The sequence below is a fragment of the Gilliamella sp. M0320 genome (assembly GCF_016101635.1).
In the GTDB taxonomy this organism is placed as follows: domain Bacteria; phylum Pseudomonadota; class Gammaproteobacteria; order Enterobacterales; family Orbaceae; genus Gilliamella; species Gilliamella apis.
In genome coordinates this window covers 52,882-69,477 of record NZ_JACFQD010000001.1, presented here as the reverse complement: position 1 = coordinate 69,477, position 16,596 = coordinate 52,882, and the positions used below count along the sequence as shown (strand labels likewise).

The window sequence follows — 16,596 nt, the reverse complement described above, 5'->3', positions numbered from 1 at the left end:
CTAATTTATTAGCCATGAATTCAAAATAGTTTCAATTTGAGTTGTCACTTCTTCTATAGATTTATTGGCATCAATGGTTACAATAGTATTATCACGTTCAGCTAATTGTAAATAACGCTGACGAATACGCTCAAAGAAAGGTAATGATTGTTGTTCAATGCGATCAAGCTGCCCGCGCGATCTGGCCCGCATTAAACCGAGTTCTGGCGCAATATCTAAGTACAATGTTAAATCAGGTTTAAAATCACCCAAAACCTGAGCTTGTAATGTTTCAATAAAAACCTTGTCGATCTGTCGCCCACCACCTTGATAAGCTTGAGTTGATAAATCATGTCGATCGCCAATAACCCATTTCCCCATTTTTAATGCCGGTTTAATTACATTATCAACCAATTGAATACGAGCAGCATAAAGCATTAGCAATTCCGCTTTATCAGTTAGCGGCTCATTATCTAAACCATTTTTAATAATATTTCGTAATGCTTCTGCAATTGGTGTACCGCCAGGTTCACGGGTAAATTGTAAATCAGAAATATGATGTTGTTTTAAAATACGTGCAACAGTATTGATGGCTGTTGTTTTGCCAGCACCTTCTAAACCTTCGATGACAATAAATTTACCTGTCATACAAAATTCCTAAATGATTGATCATGAATTTACGATTAATGTTGAGTATTGTACGCTATTTTTAATAATTATTTTAGTTTAACTAAAAAACCTCTATTTCATATTATCTATACATATGATTATTAACTTTTATTTTTATAAATAGCTATCATTAGAGCCTTGTAAAAAATATTGAGGAGTGTATACCATCTACTCACATAAAGGTAGATAATTTAAAACCATTTGGATGTAATTTTATTAGCTAATAAAGTTATATCCCTGTACCTACAGGGAACTCTTGTTTCAGAAAATCAGGTGTTAGGTCTGTTTCGGTATATCCCTGTACCTACAGGGAACTCCTTTTCAACCTCTTTGTTATGCTCTTTGGCTGCGGTATATCCCTGTACCTACAGGGAACTCTTCAACAGGGTTGCTTTTGTTGGATTCAATTGCGGTATATCCCTGTACCTACAGGGAACTCATTAACAATTTTTTGTATACTAGCACTTTTTACGGTATATCCCTGTACCTACAGGGAACTCTACTGTATTTGCTGGAACTATACATAAAAACCCGGTATATCCCTGTACCTACAGGGAACTCTCAAATTCATCAATATTTAAAACGCCCTCAACCGGTATATCCCTGTACCTACAGGGAACTCCAAAGATCCACTATCGTCAACTAACCCCCTGACGGTATATCCCTGTACCTACAGGGAACTCTCTGTAATAAACATTTCCATTTCAAAAGTAAACGGTATATCCCTGTACCTACAGGGAACTCTCAAAAGTCGATGACAGCACAATCAAGCATTTCGGTATATCCCTGTACCTACAGGGAACTCATTAAAACCGTTAAAATCAAAGTTCCTGATTGCGGTATATCCCTGTACCTACAGGGAACTCTGCTGTTACTCCGTATTCTGACCTGTCATTTTCGGTATATCCCTGTACCTACAGGGAACTCGTGAATTTGTTGTTATTGAACCGAATATAGTTCCGGTATATCCCTGTACCTACAGGGAACTCCAGAATTAGAATATAACAAAAAACGTAAAGAACGGTATATCCCTGTACCTACAGGGAACTCTCTAAATATAGATATTTGTTTTATATAATATTTTTTAGTTAGTTAAAATCTACCAAATTTTTCTAATTTTTAAAGAACATTAACCTATTGATTTTCAATAGGTAAAAAAGAGACCAACCTTAGTCCATCTAAATCTACCGGAACCCTTCTATTTGCACCATAAGTTTGAAAGTCAAATCCTGACTCAGTATTAGTCGCCCAAGCAAGGACAACATTGCCTTCCTCAGCAAGTTTAGTGATTTGTTGCCATAGCATTTCTCTTATTGGTCTTGATATATCACCGATGTAAACCCCGGCTCTAATTTCAAGTAACCAAATTGCTAAACGACCTCGTAACCTTGGAGGGACATTTTCAGTTACTACAACACACATACTCATTTTTAGCGACTCCTAAAGCCACTGTCAGCTAGAGATTGAGGTTCTGGGATAGCTGGTGGTTGGGCATCATCTGGAGCAGGGGGCGGTTCAATTCCACCAGCAGATAAAACTTCTTCGATAAGCGGAATTAATATTGCTAATGTTTTTTGGCTTCTAAAAATTTCACGGCAGGCCACACGAACTTCCCGATCGGGATCTGCATTGTTTTTTGCCGCTATTTCAAAAGCTTTAGGTACAACGGTATCAAATTTAATAATATCAGCAATATCATAAACAAATGAGAGTGGTTTTCCACTATGCACAAATCCGATAGCCGGTGCGTAACCGGCCGCCAAAACAGCTGCTTCGGTGATGCCATATAAGCAAGACGTGGCAGCACTTATACATTGATTAACCGTATCTCCTTTTTGCCAATCTTTGGGATCGTATTTTCTCCCATGCCATTTAACATGATAACGTTTAGCCAGTAATGAATAAGTTTCACGTACTCGCGATCCTTCAATGCCTCGTAACTGTTCAACGGAACGACGGCTAGGCGCAGGTTCACCAAATCGTAACTCAAACATTTTTTTGACTACTTTTAAACGTAAATCATCATCTAAAGCCAATTTAGCTTGATAGAGCAGTTTATCAGATCTTGCCCCACCTGGTTGACCCGATGAATACATTCTTACACCGGCTTCACCGACCCAAACTAGCAAAGTGCCAACCGTTGCAGCTAATTTAATAGCCGCATGAGAAACTCGAGTCCCAGGTTCTAACATTATGCAAGCTATCGAGCCCACTGGAATATGCGTTCGGATGCCGGTTTTATCAATTAATACAAACGCTCCATCTAGAACGTCAATTTGTCCATATTGCAAAAAAATCATTGACGTTCTATTTTTTAAAGGAATCGGATTAAGTGGAACATAAACCATAATCGCGCATCCTATTGATAATGTTTTAGCAAAAATAAACCACAACCAAATCCTTTACTTTTGCCAACTCCTTGATAGATGGTATTTAAAAATAAGTCAACATCCGTTACGGTTAACACCCCTTGATAATCAACACTGCTATAAGTAATGGGTTTAAAATTGCTTTTTTTAATAAATTGCTCTTGGGTATAATTAATTACTGTGCAATCCAGTTGTTGTCCATCAGTTGTTGATAATGAAAATCCTCTGGATTCACTCTGTTTAATTAACCAATTTATGGCAGCTTCATTCTGACGAATTTTTATCTCATTATCTAAACCTTGTTGTTTAGCCAGATATTTAGCATTCATCATCACATCACTACGTTTACCATTTTTAAACACCACTGGATTTGCTCGCAGGGAAAAAATCAATTTCATACCAACGGTTAATTTTGGCTGGTATGGTTTAGTTTCTATTAAAAATAGCTCATGATTGGTTAGTGGTGCTATTTCTGATAACAGATAGTATTGATAGCCTTTGCCAATTCTCTCTTCACGAAATAAAAAGCAACGTTTTTCTTGATTAGGAAAGAGTTGCCATAACCATTGATGAATAGCATAAAGTCCTGAATTTTGCATTTTCTGTTGCATAACATAAGGAAGTCGATTTAATTTTAAAGTAACTCGAGAAAAATACATCTATTCACTCCCTTTCAAATAGCCGGAAAACTGCTGACGATCACTAAATTGCCAACGGTGACGGCTTATTGGTTGATCTTGACGACGCTGAATTTTAATTACCTCAAAGTGATCTTCTTGATTGGTCTGTTGCCAATAATATTCATCAGCAATACCTTTTAATAGTTTATCAATAACCGGATCTTGACGATGACACTCTTGATAGAGTTTATCGGCAAAACTAAAAGCCTCACGCAATGTTCCTTGATACAAAATAGGCGATAACGGTAACGATAAAGGTGAATTTTTTCTTCCTGCGTATAAGGGAAAAACAGGTTTAAGTAATGCTTGCTGAATTTGCTCTAAACTATAAGGTGCATTCTCAGTCTCAGTCATGACTATTTGATAGTAAACGTCATTATAATATTCACGCTGTGATAATAACGTCTCTAGTTCAAGAGGGTTTTGTCGTATTTCATCAAAGCGTGTATACCAGACTTGCTTTTTATTAGCCCTAGGAGCTTGGACGGTATGAAAATCTCTAAACCAACTATTGTTAGCAATAAAAGGACGAATCGCAAAATGATATTGCTGATTAAAATGATCAATCTGATTATCATCACGACGAATGCCGAGTGCAGCCGAGACTAATCCCAATAAAGCAGAGCGAGAGGGAATAATATTGCTGTGGCGAACTTCGCCAACAGCAGGTTCACCCCAAGAGGTAAATGGGGCATAAATCTGAAAAATAAGATGGTTGATCATCTTGTCCACCCCCCTATTTTTGCGCAACAAAATCTAATGCAGCACTAAGGGTTCCTTCTCCAGTTTCACTATTGAGAACATAGCGACTATCAGCACATTGACCATAAACTTTATCAAATTTATCTCGTTGCTCTTCCAAACGACTAATAGCATCATTTACCATATCTTGACTACGAATTGGATTAAAATAAGCTACCGCTAAAGAGCGCGGTTGTTGACTTCCTTTTTCTATTAAAAGATAGGAAGTATATGCTCGTGAAGCGAAACTATTTTGCATTCCTGTTGGTGCAACTTTGGCGGCTGATTCAGTTAAAGCTTTTAAGGTTTTTTCAACCAATGCTTCATCACCATTTAAATTTTCGAGAAGTAAATCACGGCTGATACAGACATAAGTGTAAAACAGCGCCGAAGCAAAGCCTCTTTCGCCCAAATGTGCCGAGCCAGCATCAACTTCATTATTATTTAAATCATCAACAGCAGTAAAAAAATCATCCTCAATGGTCACTGTACTTACGCCTAATGCATGAGAAACTTGGCAGGCAGCTTCAATATTAAATGCCGGGCTATCAGCTAACATTCTGCCAAATAAGGCGATATCAATACTACTATTTTCTTTACGTAATAATTTAACTTCATCATCGCTAGGTTCGCGTTTTTCACTAATTAGTACATCAACTAATTGTTTAATTGCTTGCTGTTCATTGCTACTAATATGTACCAATTGTTCAATTTCTAAATTAGTCAATGGATCTTTTGGTGATTTCTCATTTCTGACTTTACCAAACTGATTCGCTATTTTAATTGCACTTGCTGTAGCTATTTTTTCAGAAACGCCGTTATCAATCATTGCGGTATAGACCCAGTCTCGAGCAAAACGACGTGAACGAACACCAATATGATCACTTAATGATTGATAAAAACAGTCAGAAGTACGCCACGCTCTTTTTAAGCTTTGTGACGAAATACGCAAACGGTCAGTATTTCCCATTTTAGCAGTTTTTGGTCGACCTAAATCATCACGGTTTAAGTTTGAAGGAGCATAAGCGGTTAATAGATGTAATTGAATAAATGTAGTCATGATGATTATTCCTTAGTATTATTTTTAGTTGAAAAATAGTCCATAGCCCAACGAGTAGAAAAGCGTTTAAACGGATTAGTATTAGCTGGCCAGTTGTGTTCACGCGCATACCACTCTTGCATCCATAGAAAGATGCCGTCAGCAAGAGAAGTTAGATTAACGCCTTTTTCACCGCGTAACTTAACGGCACGAATTAAACGCTGACAAAATTCTTCTGGGGTTTCACTATTAAGAAGACGTTCAAATCGCAATTTAGATAAATAATTACGTTCTCCGCCTTTTACTTTTTCACTCAGTTGCGCAGCAAATGGTGCCTTATCATTATTTAACTCTGCAAAAACAGCCACATTAACCAATATCTGTAATGCATGATAATGAATATCCGTTTGCGCTAATTTACTGTCGTTATTAAGAAGTTTATTAGCTAAAATCGTATAGCCATCCTGTAGAATTATTAATTCAGACAATGAAACCCGGCGTAATTCAGCACGTAATTTTCGTCCATTGTAATTAATACCATTAAATTTACATTGCCGTTGCTGCAACATAGAAAACCATTCATCGATAATCTTTTTGTGGCTATCATTTAAGATCATCAGCTTTTTTTGGATAGTGTCTGACATGTTGTTCTCCCTACATGCAATCAAGACGTTTTATTAAGTTTAATCTTTTTGATATTTCTAAGTTTGTTAAAATCTTTAAGTAATTTTTCTCTGGTTGTAATTTTTTCGGAACTTATCATCTGTTGATCTGGATCAGAAAAAGCAGCGTTATCGTAGATTTGAGTAATATATTTTAATAAGGTATTTGTCCAATCTAACAACAGATGAAAACGCCCATTAGGATTCTCTTTTTCTTTGATAAGTTGTTTCACAAATTGGTAAAAAGGCATTTCTGTTTCTTTCCAATAAGCAATATCCACTGAACTGGACTGTTTATTGATAGCTGTCAAGGCTTTACGCTGTAATGATAAAGCGTCTTTGCTAAATTCTAATGCTTGTTCAATCAGCTCTTTAAGATCGCTGTCAGGATCAGCTAATGCAGGATATACTGGAAAAGTGTGTTCATACCAACAGCGTGCCTTCATATTGTCAAAATCGTATCCAAAGCACCAAAGGTGATATTTTTCGGCAGATTTCAATCCTCGATTATAATGAACTCCGACCACTCGAGCCGATTGGGTTTCATCATTAGTGCTAACCATGCCTAGCCAATCGCGGTAAATTAACCCGCCAGGTTGTCCTTTAATCGCAATGGGTGTATTTGTTTTACTATCAGTTCGATAAGGAGATAAAGGATGGCGCCAGTTTTGATATTGAACACCATAATTTTTAGTTTGATAATGGCTAATAAGCTCAGACGATTCTTCGCCACAAAGATCACAATGGCCTTGTGTTGTATTTTCAAAATCTAGCTCAATGCGACGAGGCATACCCCAAAATGCTTGACAACAATTAGCTTGTTCAGGAAATACACTTAAATTTTTAGGTGGTTCACTGGTTATGGTTTTGTTTAACCAAGGGAAGACAGTTTCATCATAGCATTGTGGCTTTTCGTCATCATCAAGTGGCACTACATTTAACCATAATTTTTTCCATAATGGTGTTGAGGTGTTTAACTCTGGCATCATTAAAGTGGTAATTGGTCCGCCACCTCGCAAACTGACTCGATGTCCTTGCCCACCTGATGGGGCATTAGTTTGTAAAGTAAACAGAGCTATAACCGCACAATGAGGACAGATAGCGTTAACAAAATCCCGCTTAATAAAATGGTCGGTATTTTTCTTTAGTGCATTTTCACCCGGTGCTTCAACCAATAAACCTGAAATCGGCACTTTATTACCATTTAATGGCGTAAAGTCTTGCATAAACGCCGGTTTAGCTTTACCAAATTGCATTGCCGGTTTAACTTGTTCAAATGCCTCATCGAGTTGTACTTGAGTTATACCTTCATGCCAATAATCTAACCATTCATCATTATCTTCAGGGGAAAAAGTAGTTTGCAGTAAACCTATAAGGAATTGATAAGCAGCACCTTGAAAATCCGGTCTAAAATAGGCTAAGTCGGCAATGGTTTCGTTAACTAACTGACTAGGTTTAATTTTACTAATATGACCATCAAAATAAACAACAGGAATCCATTCATGGTCTAACAATGATAAAGAAGACAATTTATCCCCCTTTTTTTTAGTTTAAAATAAGCGAAATATACGTTATTTCGCTTATCGGTTTAAGTTTAAATTACTTAAGTCTATATGAAGCCGATTTACTGATTTCAAAGCTTAAAATAAACGATCGAATTTCTTGCTCATTTATTACATTTTATAATTCAATAGTCTATCAATTTTTTGGTAATTGCACTAATTTTGTAGTGTATTACATATTGATAATAATTTTTTAAATGAAATCATAAAAAATTTCTAAACGATTGATAATAAATTTACGATTAATGTTGCGTAATGTACGCTATTTTTAATAATTATTTTAGTTTAGCTAAAAATTAGCTATTAATGATATAGTAAAAATAAACTTTATTATTAAGAAGAGATGATAGAGATCTTATATGCCACAAAACTTTAAAAATTATAATCAAGATCTATTAAAAAAAGTTGTATTAAAGAAAAATATAACAACTATATTACAGCTGTCAGTGGCAATATTGTTTATTCTTAATATTCTTTTTGCTTTACGATTTCACCAAAAAACAATTATTTTTCCTAAAGTTGAATATGCATTTTTTACTGTAGCCATCCTGCTTAGTTTTCTCCTCGCTTTTTCTAGAAAAAAAATGTTAAAAAAATCATTTTTAGAACGAATTAAACAGTACCTTGCACGTGCTTTTATGATTTTTTCTTTTAATCTCCTAATTTTTTTAGTTCTACCAGCAGAGATCATTTATTTCTATCCTACTGAATATAAAACTTATACCACTGAATATAAAATTACCACGCCAGGGCCAAGTAGAGGTAGGCATGGACGTTGTAAACATGGTTTAAAGATTCTTGATAAAGATAACAATTATTACTTTTTTCTATGCATAAATTTAAATGACAAAATCAAATATGGTACTAAAGCTCAAGTAAGAGTCAAAGAAACACCAATAGGCTCATATTTAACTGATTATAAGTTATTTGTTACTAGCAAATAATTTATTAGTTAATCACATTTGCAATGTCATGCAAACCATTTCAACGCACTTTCTGCCTAGTGTTATTACCTTAAAAACCGATATTATGCAGGACTTTAATTTGACGATTTGAATCACTTAATGTTTATAATACAACATTAAACATTCATCCCTAGAAACGTTAATTACATAATAATGTTACTGACATTGAGAAAGTTATGATTAAGAAGAATAATGATAATTATCCAGCAAATAATGATTTAAATAATAACAATACTGGTACACAATCCGAGATCACATCGTTACAGACAAAACAGCCGTTATTTCTGTCAATCATTGATAAATTAACGCCTTTTTCCATGATTTGGGTTAGTTTGGTATTGATGTATGGTGTTATCTGTATGTATACAAATAAAATGGGACAAGATGAGTTTTATCGTTTTATTTTTTTCTTACAAAGCCCAGTTGTTGTAGTGCTAAACTGTATTGCATTACTACTCGCTTTATTTCATTCAATAAACTGGTTTAGGTTAATGCCAAAGGTTATTTTTAAGCAAAATATTCATAAAAAGAAACAAGGATATTTACTTATTATTGGCTTATGGGGTGTAACAATTTTACTTTCATATTGCTTACTATTATTGATAATTAAATAAGTGGTATTTGATCAATGAAAAATCAAGAAACTCAACCAATACAGTCAGACTTAAAAGTGGCCAAAGGATTATTTGCTTTAGGTGGGCTTTGGGCAGCTATTTTCGCACCAGTGGTATTAATCATTGTTGCGTTTATCATTCCTTTTGGTGACGCAATAACGCGTTCATATATTTTAAAGTTAGCCAATACTGAATTAGGTAAATTATTTTTGTGCTTAATGATTTCGCTACCAATTTGGTGTGGATTGCAACAGATTCTAACTTTGTTACATCAATTTAATATCTATCCAAAGCGAGAAAAGCTACTTACGTATGGTTTAGCGTTAGCATGGACAGCTCATGCGATTTATATTTTATTTGTAAGATAAAACTAGAGTGATGTTTATTCATTGGCGTTATCGAGTTCACTAGTGATAACGCCATGTTTAATTGATTAATAATAAGTAATCTGCCGAACGATATTAGTTTGTTTGTTTTTCCTATTTTGTTTTGATTGTGTTGCACTCAACCAATCATTTTTCTCATTAAAAGTTAAAAATTCAGTCATGTAATGAGTTGTATTTTTTCCAACTATTGAATAAGTCGATTGGATTGCATTTAATCGATTTTTATCATCATATTGGTAAGAAAAATCGCTTTCATTTTTAGTTTTATTACTATATTGCGCCGATACCTTTGCTAGATGGCGATTTTGATAACCAAACGCATAAATCGAAGCACCTTTTTGCACTGTTCCTACTACCTGACCATTAGCATCCAACTCTTTTAGCTGCCATTGCACATTTTTATTAATTAAACAATTGTTATTATCAAATTGATAACTATCATTCTCAATAAAGGTAAAATCGGGCGCTTGTTTTATCTGTTCAGAAGCAATAACTCTACCTTGTGTATCGATTTTGAACTGAGTAGTGCTACTTGTTTTATCCTCTATATCTTCAATCACATTTTGCCAGCCAGATTGGTTTTTTTGTAGATGTTCAGAATAGAGTTTTTCATTGTCACCGGAATAAAGATCGTAATGACTTTCTGTAATCAAACCATTTGGATCATAATTTAAACTATGTTTGACAATTGAACGTATCGTACCAGTATCTGATGTAATGGTTGAAGTTCTCACTTCTTGCTTAATCCCTTTAGCTGTTGAATCAATAAAGTCTAATATTTTAAAAATATAGTTATTTGCCTCAACTTTATTTTGTTCGGGATTATCTGAACACGTCAATGCCATTGCATTTATTGAGATAAATGATAAACATGAAGCGGTTAAAAAACGGAATATATTTTTTTGCATAATGAACCTGTTAACTCGTTTACTAAACTAAATATTTAATAGTGGCTTATAGCTAAGCCACAAAGTTGTACATTTATTTTTTTCGCATTAATAATGCGTCTTCCCAATTAACCTTTTGTTCTTGTTTATGCTCTTGCTGAGCTTGTTGTTTTTCATCAGACTGTTCATCTTTTTCTACATTTTCAGGTGATTCTGCTTTTTGAGTTTTTTCGATAATATCCGCATGAATTAACGTTTTAGTCGCTTTTCTCGGTGGTTTATCTAAAAATGATAGTAAAACTTTGGTGTACTCTGATTCCGGCGTATAAAACACTTTTTCTCGTGAACCTTGTTCAACAATTTTACCGTCTTTCATAACCACAATCTGATGACATATTGAATAGACTAACGCAAGATCATGGCTAATAAACAGATAGCTAAGATGATGTTTCTCCTGCAATGATTTAAGTAAATTAATTATCTGCTTTTGAATTGTATGATCTAAAGATGACGTTGGCTCATCTAAAATTAATAGTTCCGGTTGCAATATTAAAGCTCTAGCAATCGCTATTCTTTGCCGTTGTCCACCAGAAAACTCATTTGGATAACGAAAACGCATTTCAGGGTCCAAACCAACCTCTAGCATAATATCAATTACCGCTTGTTCTCGCTCAGCTTTAGTCAATTTTTTATGTGTCATTAGACCTTCACTGATAATTTGCTCAACATTAAAGCGCGGATTAAGTGATGAAAAGGGATCTTGAAATACAACCTGAATTCGGCTACGGAATGGTAATAACTTCTTACCAGATAAATTCTGGATAGGATGGCTATCAAATAGGATATCACCTTTTGATTTGATTAAACGTAAAATAGCCAGTGCGGTGGTACTTTTACCTGAGCCTGACTCCCCAACAATACCAACTGTCTCACCTTGATGTACCGCAAAACCAATATTATCAACAATTTTTTTCTTTTTGCTGCTAAATAATCGTTTTTGAGTGACGACCTCAACATTAAGATGATTCACATTCAGCAATATACCGGGAGTATCAGGTAAAGGAACCGGTTCACCACTAGGCTGAGAATTTAATAATGTTTGAGTATATTCTTGTTGTGGACGCAAAAAGATACGTTGTTTATTATTGAATTCAACAAGTTGGCCATCTCGCATTACCGCTACTTTATCTGCCAATTTTTTTACTATTCCCAAATTATGTGAAATAAATAACATGCTCATATTAAGCTCTTTTTTGAGCTCTTTGAGTAGTTCAATAATTTGTCCCTGAACAGAAACATCTAAAGCAGTAGTTGGTTCATCAGCAATTAATAATTTTGGATGAGTTAAAATAGCCATGGCAATCATTACACGTTGCCTTTCACCACCAGATAGCTGATGAGGATAAGAAGCCAGTTTGCTTTTAGGATCTTTAATGCCAACCCGATCGAGATATTGTAAGATTTCACCTCGAGCCACATTACGTCGCATACCCCGATGTAAAGATAAGACTTCATAAAGTTGTTTTTCAACGGTATGCAATGGATTAAGTGATACCATTGGCTCTTGAAATATCATACTAATTTCATTACCGCGAATTTTACGCAATTCTTTTTCAGAGGCATGTAATAATGATTTATCTTCGAAAATAATATCTCCTGAAGGATAAATCACTCGCTCTTTTGATAACAGCCTTAATATTGACAGTGCTGTTACACTTTTACCAGAACCTGACTCACCGACTAATGCCACTGTTTCTTGTTCATTAATATCAAAACTAATAGCGTCAACAACTTGATTTTGTGAATGCTGGCCAGTTTTAAAGGCAATACTTAAATCAATGATAGATAATAAAGGAGAACTCATTTATATACTCCTTTGTTTGGATCGAATGCATCTCTAATTGCTTCACCAATAAATATTAACAGTGACAATAAGATGGAAATAACTAAAAAAGAACTAATTCCTAACCAAGGCGCTTGCAAATTATTTTTGCCTTGTAGTAATAATCGTCCTAAAGATGGTGAATCAATTGGTAAACCAAAGCCGAGAAAATCAAGTGCCGTTAGTGTTGAAATTGAACCACAAAGAATAAATGGTAAAAATGTTAATGTTGCCACCATCGCATTTGGTAGCATATGTCGTAACATAATTTTACTATCGCTTACGCCCATAGCTTTAGCGGCTCGAATATAATCGAAGTTACGGGTTCGGAAGAATTCTGCTCGAACAACACCGACCAATGCCATCCAGCCAAATAACACCGTAATACCTAATAACCACCAAAAATTAAGCGGTAAGATACTGGCAAGCAGAATTATCACAAATAGTTCAGGTAAACCACTCCAAATCTCAATAAATCGCTGTCCTAATAGATCAACTTTTCCGCCATAATAACCTTGAATTGCGCCAATTAGCACGCCGATAATGGAGGTGAAAAAGGTAAGAAACAAGGCAAAAAACATTGATACTCTAAAACCATAGGCAATGTTTGCTAAAACATCAAATCCAGCATCGGTGGTGCCAAGCAAATGATTTTTTGATGGTGGTGTAGGGAACGTGCTGGTTGTGTCATGAATCACAGTATTATGAGTATAACGAAATGGAGGCCAAAGTATCCAACCATCAGACTCAATCTTATTTTGTACCGCTGGATCTAAATAATTAGTTTGTGTTTTAAATTGCCCACCAAATTCAGTTTCCGGATAAAAATGGAATATGGGCGAATAATAGTTATTTTGATACTTGATAAATATCGGTCGATCATTAAATATAAAATCAGAAAATAGGCTGATTATAAATAATATTGAAAATAACCATAATGAATAATACCCACGTCGATTGCGTTTAAATCGTTGCCAACGTAGCTGATTAATTGAATAGTGCGTAGTCATCAGTTGCGAGCCTCAAAGTCAATACGTGGATCGATTATCATATAAGATAAATCTGATAAGAGTTTGGTAATAAGCCCAATCAATGTAAATATATACAATGAACCAAAAATAACCGGGTAATCACGCTGAATAATTGCTTCATAGCCGAGAAGACCCAATCCATTAAGCGAAAAAATAGCTTCAATCAATACTGAACCGGTAAATAAAATTCCAATAAATGCAGCAGGAAAGCCCGATACAATAAGCAAGGTTGCATTACGAAAAACGTGCTTATACAGAATTTGCCTTTCACTTAACCCTTTCGCTCTGGCAGTAACAACATATTGTTTACGAATCTCATCTAAGAATGAGTTTTTGGTTAACATGGTTAGTGTGGCAAAACCACTTACTACCATAGCAATAGTCGGTAAGCAAATATGCCACGCATAATCTTTTACTTTGCCCCAAAAATCTAATTGTTCAAAATTATTAGAAATCAATCCGCGTAGCGGGAAAATATCCCAATAACTGCCACCTGCGAACAAAACAATTAATAATACGGCTAATAAAAAAGCGGGTATTGCATAACCAATGATAATTAACGTACTTGACCAAAAATCAAATCTTGAACCATCTTTAACCGCTTTACGAATTCCTAATGGGATTGAGATTAAATAAATGATTAATGTACTCCATAATCCCAATGAAATAGAAACAGGTAAACTTTTGGCAATTAAACTTAATACTGATTCACTTTTAAAAAAACTGTTACCAAAATCAAACTGGATATATTGCTTTAACGTATTGATATAGCGTTCCCAAAGCGGTTTATCAAATCCATACTGTTTTTCAATCATTGCCACAATTTCTGGATCTAAACCGCGGGCACCACGATAATTTGATTTATTTTTTGGTTCGGTCAACTTAGCAGGGCTATTTTCACTGCCAGGCAGCAATACTTGCCCTGCTTGAGGGCCATTCTCTATCATAGCTAAAGCTTGATCGACGGGGCCACCCGGTGCAATTTGCACAATAAAAAAGTTGATAGTCAAAATGATTAATAAGGTTGGTATAATTAGCAATAATCGACGGATAAAATAATTCAACATATTAGCGTACTCTATTCTTTGTCAAACTAGCTGCTTTGTCTGCATCATACCACCAGCTATCAATACCTATTGCATAAGTTGGCTGTATGGCTGGTTGCCCAAATTTGTTCCAATATGCATAATAAGTTTTGCTGTTATACCACATTGGAATCATCGGATATTCTTTAGTTAAAATACGATCGAGCGCTCTTCCTAGTGAAATTAACTCACTTTGATTACCTACATTTTTGATTATTTCAGCAATAATCGAATCAATTGCCTGATTATGTAATCCTGAACCATTATAAGAAGAATTTAAATATTCACTCCCCCAAAAAATCATTAAATCTGAGGATGGATAATCTATTGCACTATAATTACGTGGCATCATGTCATAATCACGCTCACGCATTCTGCGCGTTAATTGGGCATAATCTAATGAAGTTATTTTCATTGTAATACCCAAACGAGCTAAATTTTGCTGAAATGGAATCGCATATTTAATGTCATCACCTAGATAAGTCAACAATTCAAACGCAAAAGGTTGCTCAGTTTTAGCATTAATTAACTTACCATCTTTAATGATCCAACCTGCTTCTTCTAACAATTTAGCTGCAGTTAATAAGTTATTGCGGTTAAAACCTTGTCCATCACTTTTCGCAATAGTGTAGGCTTCATCAAAGGCTTGCTCGGGAATAATATCTTTATATGGTGTTAACCATTTAAGTTCTTGTTCACTAGGTTTACCTTTTGCAGCATAAATGGTATTTTCAAAAAAGCTAAACGGTCTTTTATAACTATCATAATAAAAAGCGTGATTAAGCCATTCAAAATCAAAAGCTAAGGTTATTGCTTGACGAACTCTAACATCTTTAAAAAGATCTTTCTGCAAATTAAACGCTAACCATTTAGTATCTACAGCGGTTTCGACGTTTTTTTCTTTCTTTATGATATCTTTTGAATCAAAGTATTTTCCTTGATATTGAGTAAACCAGTTTTTCGGTTGCCCTTCACCGCGGAAATCGTATTCTCCAGCTTTAAACGCCTCTAACGCTATACTCGTATCCATATAATAATCGATACGTTTTTCATCAAAATTATCTAAACCTTTATTAACAGGTAAATCTTTTGCCCAATAGTCAGGATTACGCTTATAAACCACGTACTGCCCCATTTTATAATCACTAATATAATAAGGGCCACTACCAATAGGAGGAGTACTTAACGGCTCAGAAAAATTATGATCTTGCCAAAAATGTTTAGGAATAACACGCATACTACCAACAAAAGAAAGTAATTTTTCACGATCGGTTTCAGGTAATTCCACCCTAACCCGATAATCATCTATCGCTTTAACATTTATACCTTTGTTATAAACTCGATATTGTGAAACACCTTCGGTCATAAATTTATGAAAAGTAAATTCCACGTCATATGCGGTTATTGGCTTACTATCCTGAAAACGTGCATTAGGATTAATCGAGACTTCTGCCCAACGATAACTATCAGAATAAGTTATTGAAGTTGCTATCAGTGGATAAAAGCTGGAAATATCATCGGCTGTTGAGGTAAAAAGAGAATCATATAACGAACCAGAATGATGTTCAGGTGCGCCACGACTAGCAAAACGGTTAAAATTATCAAAGGTACCTATTTCATGTAGTTTGATAATCCCACCTTTAGGGGCATTGGGATTCACATATTCTAGATGGTCAAAATTTTCAGGATATTTAGGATCACCCAATAACGAAAAAATGGTTTTATGGTAAATATGCTCGGTTGGTTGATTCGGTTCAATGCTGTCAATCGGCTGGGATTCAATGGTCTCAGTTGATGGGTTAGCTTGTAGCGGTGTATCTGACAGCAAAGTGACATTTGGTTCTTCTTCGGCATAGATAGTCATTGAACAAAATAATAATCCACTCAAACAGCTTGAGATGAATAACTTTTTGATATTTTTTTTTCTTTGACTAATCATCCTAATTTAGTTCCTGTTTTATCAACAATTTATCAAAATAAGATTTTACCCTATTGAGTCTTAAAAATTTCAAACAATTTAGAATACGCTAAATAACATAGTAAGT

The 16,596-nt window shown here is 34.9% G+C and carries 15 protein-coding genes, 1 pseudogene and 1 CRISPR repeat array; of the genes and pseudogenes, 3 read left to right on the top strand and 13 right to left on the bottom strand.

Annotated elements, in window-relative coordinates; translation table 11 throughout:
* The 8 genes from tmk to casA form a co-directional block, all read right to left on the bottom strand.
* Positions 1-627, bottom strand: a complete 627-nt coding sequence (gene tmk, locus H3T83_RS00305) for a dTMP kinase (protein ID WP_065577730.1) — start codon at positions 625-627, stop codon at positions 1-3.
* Between the two features lie 248 nt (positions 628-875).
* A CRISPR array of direct repeats spans positions 876-1,698; the repeat unit is 29 nt; unit sequence CGGTATATCCCTGTACCTACAGGGAACTC.
* An 84-nt stretch (positions 1,699-1,782) separates the two neighbouring features.
* The gene (gene cas2e / locus H3T83_RS00300) at positions 1,783-2,076 is read right to left on the bottom strand and encodes a type I-E CRISPR-associated endoribonuclease Cas2e (RefSeq protein ID WP_065577731.1); all 294 of its coding nucleotides are present in this window, start codon (positions 2,074-2,076) and stop codon (positions 1,783-1,785) included.
* Between the two features lie 2 nt (positions 2,077-2,078).
* Complete coding sequence (gene cas1e, locus H3T83_RS00295) at positions 2,079-2,996, bottom strand: type I-E CRISPR-associated endonuclease Cas1e (protein ID WP_110422615.1); 918 nt, start codon at positions 2,994-2,996, stop codon at positions 2,079-2,081.
* A gap of 11 nt (positions 2,997-3,007) precedes the next feature.
* Complete coding sequence (cas6e, locus tag H3T83_RS00290; RefSeq protein ID WP_110453045.1) at positions 3,008-3,676, bottom strand: type I-E CRISPR-associated protein Cas6/Cse3/CasE; 669 nt, start codon at positions 3,674-3,676, stop codon at positions 3,008-3,010.
* Positions 3,677-4,420, bottom strand: coding sequence for a type I-E CRISPR-associated protein Cas5/CasD (cas5e, locus tag H3T83_RS00285; protein WP_198214790.1), 744 nt, complete (start codon positions 4,418-4,420; stop codon positions 3,677-3,679).
* 13 nt (positions 4,421-4,433) lie between these two features.
* Positions 4,434-5,498, bottom strand: coding sequence for a type I-E CRISPR-associated protein Cas7/Cse4/CasC (cas7e, locus tag H3T83_RS00280; RefSeq protein ID WP_110453043.1), 1,065 nt, complete (start codon positions 5,496-5,498; stop codon positions 4,434-4,436).
* 5 nt (positions 5,499-5,503) lie between these two features.
* Positions 5,504-6,121: a type I-E CRISPR-associated protein Cse2/CasB gene (gene casB, locus H3T83_RS00275; protein ID WP_065650819.1), complete on the bottom strand. Its 618-nt coding sequence runs from the start codon at positions 6,119-6,121 to the stop codon at positions 5,504-5,506.
* Between the two features lie 20 nt (positions 6,122-6,141).
* On the bottom strand, positions 6,142-7,668 hold the full coding sequence (gene casA, locus H3T83_RS00270) for a type I-E CRISPR-associated protein Cse1/CasA (protein WP_198214789.1): 1,527 nt from the start codon (positions 7,666-7,668) through the stop codon (positions 6,142-6,144).
* A gap of 617 nt (positions 7,669-8,285) precedes the next feature.
* Here casA and H3T83_RS00265 point away from each other — a divergent pair.
* The 3 genes from H3T83_RS00265 to frdD all read left to right on the top strand — a co-directional run bounded on the left by H3T83_RS00265 (position 8,286) and on the right by frdD (position 9,648).
* The gene (locus tag H3T83_RS00265; protein WP_198214788.1) at positions 8,286-8,645 is read left to right on the top strand and encodes a hypothetical protein; all 360 of its coding nucleotides are present in this window, start codon (positions 8,286-8,288) and stop codon (positions 8,643-8,645) included.
* A 197-nt stretch (positions 8,646-8,842) separates the two neighbouring features.
* Entirely contained in the window at positions 8,843-9,280 is a 438-nt protein-coding gene (locus H3T83_RS00260) for a hypothetical protein (RefSeq protein WP_198214787.1), read from the top strand.
* Positions 9,281-9,294: 14 nt separating this feature from the next.
* Entirely contained in the window at positions 9,295-9,648 is a 354-nt protein-coding gene (gene frdD / locus H3T83_RS00255; RefSeq protein ID WP_086320426.1) for a fumarate reductase subunit FrdD, read from the top strand.
* 65 nt (positions 9,649-9,713) lie between these two features.
* Here frdD and H3T83_RS00250 read toward each other — a convergent pair whose 3' ends face one another.
* The 5 genes and pseudogenes from H3T83_RS00250 to H3T83_RS00230 form a co-directional block, all read right to left on the bottom strand.
* A complete protein-coding gene (locus H3T83_RS00250; protein ID WP_065650823.1) occupies positions 9,714-10,574 on the bottom strand; it encodes a hypothetical protein in 861 nt (286 codons plus the stop codon).
* Positions 10,575-10,833: 259 nt separating this feature from the next.
* Positions 10,834-12,417 (bottom strand): annotated as a pseudogene (yejF, locus tag H3T83_RS00245) (microcin C ABC transporter ATP-binding protein YejF); the annotation flags it as partial.
* Positions 12,414-13,445 carry an ABC transporter permease gene (locus H3T83_RS00240; RefSeq protein ID WP_065614357.1) on the bottom strand — a complete coding sequence of 344 codons (1,032 nt, stop codon included), beginning with the start codon at positions 13,443-13,445 and terminating at the stop codon, positions 12,414-12,416. The pseudogene yejF and the gene H3T83_RS00240, both read right to left, overlap by 4 nt.
* Complete coding sequence (locus H3T83_RS00235; RefSeq protein WP_198214785.1) at positions 13,445-14,533, bottom strand: microcin C ABC transporter permease YejB; 1,089 nt, start codon at positions 14,531-14,533, stop codon at positions 13,445-13,447. The genes H3T83_RS00240 and H3T83_RS00235 overlap by 1 nt, the downstream gene beginning before the upstream one ends.
* A gap of 1 nt (position 14,534) precedes the next feature.
* Entirely contained in the window at positions 14,535-16,415 is a 1,881-nt protein-coding gene (locus tag H3T83_RS00230; RefSeq protein ID WP_198214784.1) for an extracellular solute-binding protein, read from the bottom strand.
* Positions 16,416-16,596: the final 181 nt, after the last annotated feature.

Excerpts from the sequence above, each read along its gene's own strand:
- H3T83_RS00250 (WP_065650823.1), bottom strand. The coding sequence starts at position 10,574 with ATGCAAAAAAATATATTCCGTTTTTTAACCGCTTCATGTTTATCATTT.
- cas1e (WP_110422615.1), bottom strand. The coding sequence starts at position 2,996 with ATGGTTTATGTTCCACTTAATCCGATTCCTTTAAAAAATAGAACGTCA.
- H3T83_RS00260 (WP_198214787.1), top strand. The coding sequence starts at position 8,843 with ATGATTAAGAAGAATAATGATAATTATCCAGCAAATAATGATTTAAAT.
- frdD (WP_086320426.1), top strand. The coding sequence starts at position 9,295 with ATGAAAAATCAAGAAACTCAACCAATACAGTCAGACTTAAAAGTGGCC.
- tmk (WP_065577730.1), bottom strand. The coding sequence starts at position 627 with ATGACAGGTAAATTTATTGTCATCGAAGGTTTAGAAGGTGCTGGCAAA.
- cas5e (WP_198214790.1), bottom strand. The coding sequence starts at position 4,420 with ATGATCAACCATCTTATTTTTCAGATTTATGCCCCATTTACCTCTTGG.
- casB (WP_065650819.1), bottom strand. The coding sequence starts at position 6,121 with ATGTCAGACACTATCCAAAAAAAGCTGATGATCTTAAATGATAGCCAC.
- cas7e (WP_110453043.1), bottom strand. The coding sequence starts at position 5,498 with ATGACTACATTTATTCAATTACATCTATTAACCGCTTATGCTCCTTCA.
- H3T83_RS00265 (WP_198214788.1), top strand. The coding sequence starts at position 8,286 with ATGTTAAAAAAATCATTTTTAGAACGAATTAAACAGTACCTTGCACGT.
- cas2e (WP_065577731.1), bottom strand. The coding sequence starts at position 2,076 with ATGAGTATGTGTGTTGTAGTAACTGAAAATGTCCCTCCAAGGTTACGA.
- cas6e (WP_110453045.1), bottom strand. The coding sequence starts at position 3,676 with ATGTATTTTTCTCGAGTTACTTTAAAATTAAATCGACTTCCTTATGTT.
- H3T83_RS00235 (WP_198214785.1), bottom strand. The coding sequence starts at position 14,533 with ATGTTGAATTATTTTATCCGTCGATTATTGCTAATTATACCAACCTTA.
- H3T83_RS00230 (WP_198214784.1), bottom strand. The coding sequence starts at position 16,415 with ATGACTATCTATGCCGAAGAAGAACCAAATGTCACTTTGCTGTCAGAT.
- H3T83_RS00240 (WP_065614357.1), bottom strand. The coding sequence starts at position 13,445 with ATGACTACGCACTATTCAATTAATCAGCTACGTTGGCAACGATTTAAA.